The following is a 12,643-nucleotide window of genomic DNA, read 5'->3' as shown; positions in this document are numbered from 1 at the left end:
GTGTAATTTATTGATTTCCAGTTATATTGTTTTGTAAAACGATTTTACAAAGATATTACAATTAATTTTCGAATGCAAATTTATTTCTCACCCTATCTTTGTCCTGTTCAAAATGATAAATGAGAACAAACAAATTTTACAATAACAAAACAATTAAATTTAATTTATTATGAAAAAGTCATTATTCGTAGCTGCTATCGCTGCTTTAGCTCTTGTAGCTTGTAACAAAACTGAAACTGTAGAAACTGCTAACGCAACTGATTCTGCTGCTGCTGTTGTTGATTCTGCTGCTGCTGTTGTTGATTCTGCTGCTACTGTTGTAGATTCTGCTGCTACTGTTACTGCTGATGCTGCTAACGCAACTGTAGAAGGAGCTGCTGATGCTGCTAAAGGTGCTGCTAATGCTGCAACTGATGCTGCTAAAGACGCTAAAGATGCTACTAAATAATTAGTAACTGATTTACAAATTAACCGTTTCTCTTTGAGAAGCGGTTTTTTTTATGTCATTTTTTGTCTTAAAATCTCATAACAGGTGATGGCAACGGCATTGCTCAAATTCAAAGAGTCGATACTTCCCGACATCGGAATAACCGTATTCTTTCCTTTCCCCATCCAGAAATCGGTCAGTCCCGAATGTTCTGTTCCAAAGAGTACTGCGCTTTTTTCTTTTAAATTTCTTGTTTGGATATTTTCAGATGCTTTATCCATGATGGTAGTATAAACTGCGTAACGGTTTTCAGTGAGAAATTCGTACACTTCATCATTGCTGGAATAGAAAATGTTCATCCCAAAAAGACAACCCACACTGGAACGGATCACATTTGGATTATAGAAGTCAACTTTCGCATCAGTTACAATTAAGGCATCAATCCCAAACGCTTCGCAACTCCGCAATATTGCGCCCAGATTTCCTGGTTTCTCGATACTTTCTACGATAATTACCGATGAGTTTTTTTTAGGGTTGAAATCCTTTAAATCAGAGTTTTTCGTGTGGTAAATTCCTATGATTCCTTCTGAAGAACCACGATAGGCAATTTTATCATAGATTTTTTCTGAGACCAAATGTATTTTTCCTTCCGGTAAATCTTCATTAAAAATACTGTCGGCGATATAAAATTCCTGGGCATCAAAACCGAATTTTAACGCTCTATCGTTCTCCTGCTTCCCTTCGATCACGAAAACATTTTCTTTTTTTCGAAACCTGTTGTCTGTCAAAAGTCGGGTGACATATTTTATTTTTTCGTTTTGAAAACTTTCTATCATTTTTATTTAATTGAAATTTTGTTCTTCATCAATACTGAGCGATATCTGATTCTCCGGATTGACCCGCGAGATTAAGTTTTCCGGTAAAGATTTTTTAGCTTTTGCGCCCATTATTTTTAATTTCTGAACACTGTTTACCAAATTCCCTTTTCCTGTAACTAATTTATTCATCGCTCCCTCGTATTCTGTTTTTGTTTCTTCCATTTTTTTTCCAATTCTTAATAAATCGGTAACAAATCCATCGAACTTATCATATAAAGCACCGGCTTGTCTGGCTATTTCTACGGCGTTTTCCTGTTGCTTCTGATTTGTCCACATGCTGTCGATAGTTTTCAGAGTTGCCAAAAGAGTAGAAGGTGTGACAATAATAATGTTTTTTTCAAAAGCTTTATTGTAAAGATGAGTGTCCTCATTCAGCGCAATCGCAAAAGCAGGTTCGATGGGAACGAAAAGTAAGACAAAATCCGGACTTTCGATATGATATAAACTTTGGTAATTTTTATTGCTTAACTGTTCAACGTGACGTTTCAGTGAAAGCACGTGTTCTTTCAAATGACTTGGCTTGAGTTCGTCGTTTTCTTCATTGATCAGTCTTTCATAGGCATTCAGCGAAACTTTTGAATCGATGACCATTTTTTTGCCGTCGGGTAAATTTATGACAACATCAGGCTGCAGGCGTCCGTTTTCGGTTTGATGGCTTTTCTGAACTTCGTATTCTCTACCTTTTTCTAATCCGGATTTTTCCAGAACTCTTTCCAAAACCAGTTCACCCCAATTTCCCTGAATCTTGTTGTCGCCTTTTAAAGCTTTGGTAAGGTTGACGGCTTCTTTGCTCATTTGCTTATTCAAATCCTGCAAACCGATAATTTGTTGTCGCAGAGCCGCGTGATAATCGATACTTTCTTTGTGGGTGTTTTCTACTTTCTTCTCGAAATCGTTGATTTTTTCCTGTAATGGATGGAGTATTGTTTTTAATTGAAGTTGGTTCTGTTCCGTGAATTTTTCTGTTTTTTCTTCTAAAATTTTATTGGCTAAATTTTGAAATTCATTTTTGGCCAGTTCCTGCATGTTGGTAATCTCCTCTTTCTGGTTTTCCAGTGAGTTTTTTAAAGCGTCGTTAATGGCTGAAAGTTCGGAATTCCTGGCGAAAATATTTTGTTTTTCCTGATGTAGATTTTCAATTTGCGAACTTTGTTTGAAGTTAAATTCCCGCTGGTCCTGCAACTGAGAATTGATGGAAACGTTTTCTGCCGAAAGAGTTGCCATCTTATTTTTCAGTTGATTAATGTTTTCCTGCTGAAATTGGCTGGCTTCTTTCTGTTGCGAAATCTCCTCCTGAAATTCCTGATTCCGTTTCGAATAATTCTCTAAATCTGAATTTGTTTTAATAAAACTTTGATTCAAATCATCGAATTTCTGTCGCGGAATATGAGAAGCTTTAAATATGAAATACAGAATAACCGCACCGAAAACAGCGCCGAACATAAAGCCGGTTAATATAGAGGTGAAATCCATTTTTCAAAAATACAAAAGTTAATTTCAGTAATGCAGAAAGAAATTAATCCTCTTAGTTTTTAATGCGCAGAAATTCCTTGGCAAGATCGATCATTTTTGGGTCTCCTGTATACTTTCCGTGTTCATCAGAAAGTTTTACCGTTGGAATCCAGTCGCCGTTAATCGATTGTGCGGCAATGAGTTTCATGACGATATTCATTGGTTTTAAACCGACATCGTTTGTTAAATTAGTTCCGATTCCGAAAGAAATTCCGATTCTGCCTTTGCAGGCTTTCGTGATTTCTTCCACTTTTTCCAGATTCAGTCCGTCGGAAAAAATAATGTATTTAAATAAAGGATTGATTCCGTTTTTCCTATAATGTTCAATGGTTTTATTGGCAAATTCGATTGGATCTCCGCTGTCGTGACGAACGCCATCAAATAATTTTGCGAATTTCTTATCAAACTGCTGAAAGAAAACTTCTGTCGTATAAGTATCCGAAAGGGCAACTCCCAAATCACCGCGGTACACATCTACCCAGTGTTCTAGCGAAAGCGCGTTGGCCATCTTGAATCCGTATTCTGCAGCGTGAAACATAAACCATTCGTGCGCATGGGTTCCGATGGGTTTTATGCCATATTTCATGGCAAAGTGAACATTTGAACTTCCGATGAAATTTCCGGATCGATTGTTCCTTACCAGAGAATCTACCACCAAGTCGTGTACTTTATAAGAATGCCTTCTGCGCGTGCCAAATTCGGCGAAAGTAACACCAAGAATGTTGAGTTGATCGGCCTTTTCTAAAGTTGTTTGAATAACCGCTTCATTAGAATTACGCTCCATGTGATTCATCTCATAATGTAATTCTGAAATCAAAGACAAAATAGGCACTTCCCACAAAATGGTCCTGTACCATTCGCCGTCCACGGTAACTTCTAAAGAATCTTCGGTCTGCACAATTTGTACTTCTGCGGGATCGTAATGATAGCCTGCTAGAAAATCTAAATAGGGAAGGTCTAAATAAGGACAGGTTTCTTTTAAGAATTGCTTTTCATCTTTGCTTAATTTCAGCTCTGCCATTGCGTTGACCGATTTTCTGAGTTCTTCTGCAAATCCAGTAGGGAAGTTATGGTTGCCGCGATTGATGAACTGGTATTTCACTTTCTCGTTCGGAAAAAGTTTAATCACAGCATTTTGCATCGTGATTTTATAGAAATCATTATCGAGAATTGACTTTAGACGGACTTCAATCATGGTTTATTATATATTCAAACAAATGTAAAAATTCAAAAACAAAAATCGCCTTTAAAAAGACGATTTCTTCGGTTGGTGATTTTTTTAACTGTTATTTTCCGAGATAGGAGTTGTACATCCACACTTCTTTTTCCTGCTCCGGAATGTAATCACTCATCAGGGAATTCGTTCCTTCATCACCCGCTTTTTCGGTAAGATCTAAGAGTTCCCTTTGCGAATCAATAACGGTTTTAAAGGAAGCCAAAATGTTTTCTACCGCTTTATCAGCGTTGGAAACTTCTTTACTTTCTTTGATGGTAGAAAGCGTTAAATAATCCGAATAATTATGGTTGGGCGTAGATCCTAATGTAAGAATTCTTTCTGCAATTTCATCTATTTTTAAAACCAGATTATTGTAGAGTTCTTCAAATTTGGGATGTAGGGTAAAAAACTGGTCTCCTTTAATATTCCAGTGTGCGCCTCTCGTATTTTGATAAAAAACAGAATAATCGGCTAAAAGAATATTTAATTTTTCTGAAATTTTTTTACAGTCGGTTTCGTCTAAACCGATAATTTTTGAATTGTTCATAATCTTTATTTAAAGTCAAATATACTGATCATAAAAGGGTTTTCCTATTTTTATTGATTGACGAAAACTATCGTGATTATTTTATCGATTGTCGTTTTCTATTAAATCTTGATGAATTTAAACGATTTCAAACCATCAGAAGTTTTAATTGAAATGATATAAGTTGCCGACGGTAAAAGGCTGATGTCGATTCTTTTCGATTTTTCAGTCATGATTAATTTTCCGCTTAAATCAAAAATAAATACTTTTTCAATATTGGATTTGCTGGTTTTGATGTTGATTAAATCTTTCGCCGGATTCGGGTAAACAGTTAAATCTGTTTTGACTTCGGCAGTGGCCAGTTCTATTGCCAAAGTAATAGGTTCCCGAAAGAACGAAATTTCCATCAGTTCTTTTGGAAGGACTTCAAAAAAATAGGCTTCACAAGTGTAATCCGCAAAATCTTCGTTTGCAACATTGCCGATGTAATATTTTTCTGAATTAAGCGGAGTTTTCTGATCTAAGTTTTTAAACCAGGAATATTGATACTCATTTCCTGAAAGGGATTGCGGTAAAGTTGCAGCACTGCCTATACCTGCAAAAACAGTTTTCGCCTCATCATATCTTTGTGGTGAATAGCTGAAATCTGCCAGTGATTTATTTTTCAGTAAAAATGTTCTGATATCCTGCTTCGTAAATTGGTTGTTGTCGATAAAAGTGAGCGCGGGAATAGTTTCCGGTATTTCACCAGACAGCTGATTGTTGTTGAGCGACAGCATTTGCAGTTTTTTTAACTGAAGAAGCCCACTTGGGAAAGAACCCGAAATGAGATTTTTATCCAGATAAATCTGTTCTAAGTTTTGCAAACCTGCTAAATTTTCCAAGCCGCCTGAAATTTGATTATCAGAGAAATTCAAATGAATTAACTGTGTTAATTGTGAAAGTTGCGCTGGGAATTTCATCATCTGGTTTCCTGCAAAAGACAGCCATTCTAAATTTTTCAATTGCGCTAAAGCTGCGGTGAAATTAGGTGAGATGGTATTGTTGCTTAAATCCAGACTGTTTAATTGACTAAGCGTGGATAATTCTGTTGGTATTTTTGTCAGCTGATTTCCCGAAAGATTTAATTCTTTTAAAGAGAGTGCCGTTGAAAGATAATTGAATTTCTGAGAAATCGAATTGTTGCTTAAATTCAAAGATTTGAGCTTCATTAAAGTGGAAATCTTTTGTGGAACTGCGTTTAAACCAATATGTGCTAAATCCAGAATTTCCATATCCTGAAAGTTTTGCAGGAATGTTTCGATATCTGCAAAAACAAATGTATTGTTTCCGAGTGACATTTCCTGAAGTTGCGAAAGTGGTAAAAGACTCGCAGTTGGATCCCCGAAAAAACGGTTATTGCTTATGTCCAGACGTGTTAAAGTAGTTAATCCTGAAACCGCCATTGAAACTTCGCCAGATAATTGGTTCGAACTCAGATCGAGTTTTTCAAGTTTTGACAGACCCGAAACAGCAACCGGGAAATTTCCTTTCAAAGCATTTCCTCGAAGATTAATTTCGCTTACGTTTCCATTTTTGATTTTAATGCCGTACCAATATTTAGGATCTTTGGTTAAATCCCATGTTGTACTCCAGTTTTCGCCGTGAGTACTGTTGAACAGATTGATCAGCGAAGATCTTTCAGCAAAAGAAATACTCCAGTTTTGTCCAAAGCAAAAGCTGGACAGAAGAATAAAGAATAGAATTTTTTTCACTCAATTTTTAGTTTTTATGCAATACAAATATATACTAAAAGTTGATTTGTGAAATTTTTTTAAATTAAATAAACATCTTCCTTTTAAATTTCGATAATTAAAAGTTATGAGATTCTTGTGTCAATCTGCATTTGAAAGTTTGATGCCGTCTTCTTCCAGTTTGTTTTTCAGTATCCGTAATGCATTACTCTTTATTTTCATAATGTTTTCGCCGCTTTTCATGAAAAATCGGGCTTGAAAATAGAAAATGCCAAAAGACTGTTTCAGGATAATAACCTGGGATTCTTCAATATGGTCTGTGAAATCAAAACTTTTGATCTGGTCTAAAATAATCTCTCTTGTTTTTTCTAAATCCTGACTGCCGGCCACCTGTAATTCCAGAAAAACTTTCCGCTGTCCGGAAGATGAATAATTGGTAAAAGGAGCACTGAAAATTAATTGGTTGGGTACGAAGACTTTTTTTCCGTCGTCTGTAATAATCTTCGTAGTCAAAAATCCGATTTTTTCTACCACACCGGTTACGTCTTTGATGGAAACATAATCGCCATCGGCAAAAGATTTATCGATTCCCACCAGCGCTCCCGAAAACATGGAGGAGACTAAATCTTTCAAAGCGACACCGGCCACAACTCCCGCAACTCCCAAACTGCCGATGAATTTTAGAATAAATCCGCCCAATCCCATTATTTCAAAGGCGATAAATGCTCCTGAAAGAATAATTAAAAACTTAAAGACTTTAATTAAAGTCACAATGGAACTGTTGTTGCTTTTTGGGAAAAACTTATGAAAAATTCTTACCGATATCTTGCTCAGGTAGGTGCTCAGCGTTAAAAAGAGCAGGAATACCAAAATCCCAACTGCAAGTTTAGGGGTCGCCTGTGCAAAGCTTTTGTACCAGCGGTCCAGCACAGACATAATGATTTCATAATAATTCATAATTCAGATATATCAATAATTCAAGGTGTCTTCACAGCAAATTTCTTTCCAAAAAAAAATTACTGTAAATTTTCAACTTTATGTATCTTTGTTGTCCACAAGAAAAACGGCCTGTTGATTCCCGATTCGTTGGGGGTAGGAAAGTCCGGACACCATAGAGCAGCAAAGCGGATAACATCCGTCGGTCGCGAGATCAGGACAAGTGCAACAGAAAGTATGTATATTAATTTATAGTGAAACCAGGTAAACTCTTTGCGGTGCAATGTTAAGTATATCGGATTTTTTCAGCAATGAAAATAGGAGCGGCTCGCTCCAAAAACCGAGGGGTAAACAGCAAAAGTTTTGCAGCAATGTAAAGCGCAGATAAATAACAGGCATTTTGACTTCGGTCAATGTACAGAATCCGGCTTATAGTTTTTCTTGTGGGTTTTTTAAAAATTGAAAAAGCAGAAGTTGAGGTTTCTGCTTTTTTCATTTTCTTTTTCATTTTTCAAAACAAATATTTAAAAATTCACCGGTTTAAAATGAATCCTGTATTTTTCGATAAATTCACCATTCACTTTTCACCATTGCTATTCACTTTTCATCTGCTTCTTCGCATCAGCTAACTCGGCTGTTTGATTTTCTGAAAGGGTGGGATATTGCAAATCCATTTTTTCCATTGCATCGATAATAATCTGAATGGCAGCCACTCTCGTAAACCATTTGTGGTCAGCCGGAATCACGTACCATGGTGCATCATCTTTTGATGTTTCATTGATGGCTTCTTCGTATGCAGACATGTACTTATTCCACAGGGCGCGTTCGGGTAAATCTCCTGCGGCGAATTTCCAGTTTTTGGTGGGATTGTCAATCCGTTCCAGGAATCTTTTTTTCTGTTCTTTTTGGGAGACGTTCAAAAATATTTTAATAATCGTCGTTCCGTTTTCAGCTAAAGTTTTTTCAAAGTTTCTGATGCTTCTGTACCGGTTTTCCCAGAATTCGTTATCAAAATCATCCACTGATTTCCAGACTTTTTCATTCAGATTATATTCAGGATGAACTTTACATACCAGAACACTTTCGTAATGGCTTCTGTTGAAAATACCGATTTTTCCTTTTTCAGGCAGTGCGGTATAATGTCTCCACAGGAAATCATGGGCATATTCTTTATTATTTGGCGTTTTGAAACTGGTTACTGCACAGCCCTGCGGATTTACCCCACTAAACACGTGCTTGATCAGAGAATCTTTTCCAGCTGCATCCATCGCTTGCAAAACAATCAGTATAGATTTGCTGCCATCACTGTACAGCCGTTCCTGAAGTTCACGGAGTTTTTCTTTCTCCTTAGCCAGCATTTTTTTTGCAGCGTCTTTCGAGAGTTTTCCCTCGTATTCTGTAGAGAAATCTTTGAGAGAGAATTTTCCGTTCACGATGAAATTATCCGTAAAATCTAAATCCATTGTTGTAATATTTCTACTAAAATAAAAAAATCATTTCAATTCTGAAATGATTTTAGATTTTTTATTTGTTAGCACAAATTACAGTGCCTGTAATTTTTTTGCCGTTGCTTTTTTAGCTGCAGGAGCAACTTTCATCGTTTGTGGAGTACTCATTAATTTAGCTTCAGTCTTAATCGCTGTTTGTGGAGCGATGGTAGCTGATGCCTCGCCTACATTTCCTTTAATAGTGATTACAGATCTGCTGTTTTCGGTATCATTAGAATATACTTCGATAATCTTTGTAAAAGGTCCTACGATTTTGGTGTCGTAACCTACTTTTAATTCAGCGGTTTTTCCCGGCATGATTGGGTCTTTGGTAACCTCAGGAGTTGTACAGCCACAAGATGCCTGCGTTCTTGAAATAATAAGAGGTTTATCGCCAGTGTTTTTAATGATAAAAATTCTGTGGCCATCAGCGCCAACTGGAACATTCCCATATTCGTAAACTGTTTTATCGAAGGAAATAGTTTGTGCTGATGCTAATGCAAAAGTTCCGGCTAAAAATAGGCCTGCGAAGATTTTTTTCATTTTTTTAATTTTTAGTAATTGGTTTTTTGATTAAATTTAACAAACAAAGTTAAAAATTATTTTAATAGTACGGTCAATTTTCTTTATTTCGCTATTTTTGCAACTATTAAGCCAAAGATTTTATATATGCAGATTTCAGAGAAATATACGCCCCAGGAAACAGAACAGAAATGGTATGATTTCTGGCTAAAAAATAATTATTTTCACTCCGAACCCAACGAAAAACCTCCCTATACGATCGTCATCCCGCCACCCAACGTGACAGGGATTCTTCACATGGGACATATGCTGAACAATACCATTCAGGATATTTTGGTTCGCAGAGCCAGAATGCAGGGGTTTAATGCATGCTGGGTTCCGGGAACTGACCATGCATCAATTGCGACGGAAGCGAAGGTAGTGGCGAAACTGAAAGAAGAAGGAATCAATAAAGCAGATATTTCCCGCGAAGAATTTCTAAAACATGCGTGGGACTGGACTGACAAATATGGCGGTACTATTCTGGAACAGTTGAAAAAACTGGGTTGTTCCTGCGATTGGGAGCGTACCCGTTTCACTATGGAACCAAAACTTTCACAGCAGGTGGTGAAGTCGTTTGTCGATTTGTATAATAAAGGTTTGATTTATAGAGGATACCGAATGGTAAACTGGGATCCGGAAGCGAAAACCAATATTTCTGATGAAGAAGTTATTTTCAAAGAGCAAAACGGAAAACTGTTTTATTTAAAATATAAAATCGAAGGCACAGAAGATTTCCTTTCTGTTGCGACCACACGTCCGGAAACGATTTTCGGTGATACTGCCGTTTGTATCAATCCTAATGATGAAAGATATGCACATTTAAATGGGAAGAATGTAATTGTTCCGATCGTAAACCGCGTGATTCCGATTATTGAAGATGATTATGTGGATATCGAATTCGGAACCGGGGCTTTGAAAATTACACCGGCTCATGATACCAATGACTATGAAATCGGAAAGCGGCATCAGTTGCCAATGATCGATTCTTTGGATGATGATGCCAATTTGAATGAGCACGGTTTACATTATGCCGGTAAAAACAGATTCGTCGTCCGCAAAGAAATCGTAAAAGAATTAGAGCAAAATGATCTTTTGTTAAAAGCAGAAGACTACGTAAATAAAGTGGGAACATCTGAAAGAACGGGAGCAGTAATCGAACCGAAAGTTTCTGTTCAATGGTTTTTAAAAATGTCGGAAATGGCAAAACCAGCCTTGGATGTGGTCATGAATGATGAGGTGAAATTTCACCCGGAAAAATTCAAAAACACCTACAAACACTGGATGGAAAATATCCGCGACTGGAATATTTCCCGTCAACTTTGGTGGGGTCAGCAAATTCCGGCTTTCTTCTATGGTGATGGTCAGGATGATTTTGTCGTAGCAGAAACGATTGAAGATGCCCTGGTTTTAGCAAGAGAAAAGTCTCAAATGTCAAATCTTCAAATCTCAGATCTTCGTCAGGATGAAGACGCGCTCGATACCTGGTTTTCTTCCTGGTTGTGGCCGATGTCGGTTTTCGACGGACTTCTGGATCCTGAAAATAAAGAGATCAATTATTATTATCCAACTTCTGATTTGGTTACCGGTCCGGATATTATCTTTTTCTGGGTCGCCCGGATGATTATGGCGGGAATTGAATATAGAAAAGAAGTTCCTTTTAAAAATGTTTATTTCACCGGAATTGTCCGTGATAAGCAAAGACGGAAAATGTCGAAATCGCTGGGTAATTCGCCAGATCCAATTGAATTGATTGAGAAATATGGAGCAGACGGTGTTCGTGTCGGGATTTTATTGAGTTCGGCTGCCGGAAACGATTTGCTTTTTGATGAAGAGTTAATGTTGCAGGGAAGAAATTTCGCCACCAAAATCTGGAATTCAAATAAATTAATTCAAGGCTGGAAAAAAGACGATTCGATAAAAGCGAATGAGGCAGATCAACAGGCAATCGCCTGGTTTGGAAATCAAATGGATAAAACCATTGCTGAAATAGCAGATCAATTTGAAAAATTCCGTATTTCTGATGCTTTGCATTTGGTGTATAAACTAATCTGGGACGATTTCTGTTCCTGGTATTTAGAAGCCATTAAACCTAATTTTGGTGAACCGATTTCTACTGAAGTTTATGATCAGACGATCCAGTATTTTGAAGAATTAATGAAATTACTGCACCCTTTCATGCCGTTCTTATCTGAAGAATTATGGCAGAATATTTCTGAAAGAACAGTGGAAAATGCTTTGGTAATTGCGCAGCAAAGAAAAGTACAGTCTTATAATTCAGAGGTGATCAAACAGTTTGAAGTTTCGAAAGAATTGATTTCCGGCGTTAGAAATTACCGTCAGAGCAAAGGGATTTCACCACGTGAAAGTGTTGAGGTATTCACCAATGCTACTTCTTTTGACAATATGAATTTAGTAAAGAAACTGGCGAATATTGCACAAATCCATTTTGCTGAAAAAACAGACAAACCTACTTTTTCATTCTTAATTGGAGGAACAGAAGTTTCGATTCCGTTAAGTGAAAACTTAGATTTAGCAGAAGAGAAAGCAAAAACTGAAGAAGAAATCAAATATCTGAAAGGATTCATGATGTCTGTAGATAAAAAATTATCCAACGAAAAATTCATGGCAGGAGCGCCGCAGCAAGTGGTAGATAATGAATTGAAAAAGAAAAAAGACGCGCAGGATAAATTAATCCTTCTCGAAGAAAAACTGAAAACGCTATCATGAACCACATTGAAAATATCAAAAAACTTTTCACCAGAAATTTTATAGAAAGTCCTTTGATTGAGACTTTCGACGCAGGAAATATTACGCTTACAACTGGGAAGCTGGTGATCTGCGATCCTTTGATTACCAGCGAAATGCCGGTTTTCACCACAGATTTCCCTAAAGGGGATTTTTCGGTTTTAGTTCATAAAGAAATCGAAAGCAATTGCATCGCTTATGTAGAAATCGTTTTTAATGATTCAGAAATTACAGATTGGAAGCTCGCAACTTCGGAAGGTCAGAATATAGCTGATTTACAGGAGGAAGAAATCTTCGGTTTTCCCGTAGAAAGTGGGATGGGATGTTTGATGGATTTCGAAACGCAACAAAATCTGAATCTTCTGGAACAGCATTTGTTCAAAAGAAAAGGAGCCGATTTTATGGGAATTTATGAAGAGTTTTTTCATGAGCATTTTTTTCAGGAAGAAGGCGCTGTCAATCAGTACGCTTTTCTAAAACCGAACGAAAAAAAACCGGGTAACCTGTTCGCTTTTGAAACGGGTTATGGTGAAGGATTTTATGCGAGTTATATAGGTTTTGACCGAAATAACAATGCTGTAAAAGTCGTTTCTGAATTCGTAGAAATTAATTAGGATGT

General features: G+C 36.9%; 11 protein-coding genes and 1 other RNA gene. 4 read left to right on the top strand and 8 right to left on the bottom strand.

The window, feature by feature from the left end; all coding sequences use genetic code 11:
• The first annotated feature begins 169 nt into the window (after positions 1-169).
• Positions 170-448, top strand: coding sequence for a hypothetical protein (locus QF004_RS07505; protein ID WP_133438878.1), 279 nt, complete (start codon positions 170-172; stop codon positions 446-448).
• A gap of 50 nt (positions 449-498) precedes the next feature.
• On the opposite strand, the gene QF004_RS07500 is transcribed toward QF004_RS07505, so the two are convergent.
• From QF004_RS07500 to QF004_RS07475, 6 genes are all read right to left on the bottom strand, one after another.
• Positions 499-1,263, bottom strand: coding sequence for an RNA methyltransferase (locus tag QF004_RS07500; protein WP_307424558.1), 765 nt, complete (start codon positions 1,261-1,263; stop codon positions 499-501).
• 6 nt (positions 1,264-1,269) lie between these two features.
• Positions 1,270-2,778, bottom strand: a complete 1,509-nt coding sequence (gene rmuC, locus QF004_RS07495; RefSeq protein ID WP_307424555.1) for a DNA recombination protein RmuC — start codon at positions 2,776-2,778, stop codon at positions 1,270-1,272.
• 52 nt (positions 2,779-2,830) lie between these two features.
• On the bottom strand, positions 2,831-4,012 hold the full coding sequence (pncB, locus tag QF004_RS07490) for a nicotinate phosphoribosyltransferase (RefSeq protein WP_307424552.1): 1,182 nt from the start codon (positions 4,010-4,012) through the stop codon (positions 2,831-2,833).
• A gap of 91 nt (positions 4,013-4,103) precedes the next feature.
• Positions 4,104-4,580, bottom strand: a complete 477-nt coding sequence (locus QF004_RS07485; RefSeq protein ID WP_307424549.1) for a Dps family protein — start codon at positions 4,578-4,580, stop codon at positions 4,104-4,106.
• Positions 4,581-4,681: 101 nt separating this feature from the next.
• Positions 4,682-6,313, bottom strand: a complete 1,632-nt coding sequence (locus QF004_RS07480) for a T9SS type A sorting domain-containing protein (RefSeq protein ID WP_307424546.1) — start codon at positions 6,311-6,313, stop codon at positions 4,682-4,684.
• A gap of 120 nt (positions 6,314-6,433) precedes the next feature.
• A complete protein-coding gene (locus tag QF004_RS07475; RefSeq protein ID WP_307424543.1) occupies positions 6,434-7,249 on the bottom strand; it encodes a mechanosensitive ion channel family protein in 816 nt (271 codons plus the stop codon).
• Positions 7,250-7,347: 98 nt separating this feature from the next.
• On the opposite strand from QF004_RS07475, the gene rnpB reads away from it, so the two are divergent.
• An RNA gene (gene rnpB, locus QF004_RS07470) (RNase P RNA component class A) lies at positions 7,348-7,676 on the top strand.
• A 145-nt stretch (positions 7,677-7,821) separates the two neighbouring features.
• On the opposite strand, the gene QF004_RS07465 is transcribed toward rnpB, so the two are convergent.
• Both QF004_RS07465 and QF004_RS07460 read right to left on the bottom strand, forming a co-directional pair.
• On the bottom strand, positions 7,822-8,691 hold the full coding sequence (locus tag QF004_RS07465; protein WP_133438872.1) for a polyphosphate kinase 2 family protein: 870 nt from the start codon (positions 8,689-8,691) through the stop codon (positions 7,822-7,824).
• Between the two features lie 78 nt (positions 8,692-8,769).
• Positions 8,770-9,258 carry a DUF1573 domain-containing protein gene (locus QF004_RS07460; RefSeq protein WP_307424539.1) on the bottom strand — a complete coding sequence of 163 codons (489 nt, stop codon included), beginning with the start codon at positions 9,256-9,258 and terminating at the stop codon, positions 8,770-8,772.
• A 126-nt stretch (positions 9,259-9,384) separates the two neighbouring features.
• On the opposite strand from QF004_RS07460, the gene QF004_RS07455 reads away from it, so the two are divergent.
• Positions 9,385-12,006 (top strand): valine--tRNA ligase, encoded by a 2,622-nt coding sequence (locus QF004_RS07455; protein ID WP_307424535.1) that lies wholly within the window; start codon positions 9,385-9,387, stop codon positions 12,004-12,006.
• Positions 12,003-12,638, top strand: coding sequence for a DUF4241 domain-containing protein (locus QF004_RS07450; protein WP_307424532.1), 636 nt, complete (start codon positions 12,003-12,005; stop codon positions 12,636-12,638). Before QF004_RS07455 ends, QF004_RS07450 begins: the two co-directional genes overlap by 4 nt.
• The last annotated feature ends 5 nt before the right edge of the window (positions 12,639-12,643 follow it).

It is taken from the genome of Chryseobacterium sp. MDT2-18 (assembly GCF_030815285.1).
Lineage (GTDB): Bacteria > Bacteroidota > Bacteroidia > Flavobacteriales > Weeksellaceae > Kaistella > Kaistella salivictor.
This window is presented reverse-complemented; position numbering and strand designations above follow the sequence as displayed.

Bases quoted from the DNA above. Each gene is read 5' to 3' on its own strand.
- QF004_RS07505 (WP_133438878.1), top strand. From the start codon at position 170: ATGAAAAAGTCATTATTCGTAGCTGCTATCGCTGCTTTAGCTCTTGTA.
- QF004_RS07500 (WP_307424558.1), bottom strand. From the start codon at position 1,263: ATGATAGAAAGTTTTCAAAACGAAAAAATAAAATATGTCACCCGACTT.
- rmuC (WP_307424555.1), bottom strand. From the start codon at position 2,778: ATGGATTTCACCTCTATATTAACCGGCTTTATGTTCGGCGCTGTTTTC.
- pncB (WP_307424552.1), bottom strand. From the start codon at position 4,012: ATGATTGAAGTCCGTCTAAAGTCAATTCTCGATAATGATTTCTATAAA.
- QF004_RS07485 (WP_307424549.1), bottom strand. From the start codon at position 4,580: ATGAACAATTCAAAAATTATCGGTTTAGACGAAACCGACTGTAAAAAA.
- QF004_RS07475 (WP_307424543.1), bottom strand. From the start codon at position 7,249: ATGAATTATTATGAAATCATTATGTCTGTGCTGGACCGCTGGTACAAA.
- QF004_RS07465 (WP_133438872.1), bottom strand. From the start codon at position 8,691: ATGGATTTAGATTTTACGGATAATTTCATCGTGAACGGAAAATTCTCT.
- QF004_RS07460 (WP_307424539.1), bottom strand. From the start codon at position 9,258: ATGAAAAAAATCTTCGCAGGCCTATTTTTAGCCGGAACTTTTGCATTA.
- QF004_RS07455 (WP_307424535.1), top strand. From the start codon at position 9,385: ATGCAGATTTCAGAGAAATATACGCCCCAGGAAACAGAACAGAAATGG.
- QF004_RS07450 (WP_307424532.1), top strand. From the start codon at position 12,003: ATGAACCACATTGAAAATATCAAAAAACTTTTCACCAGAAATTTTATA.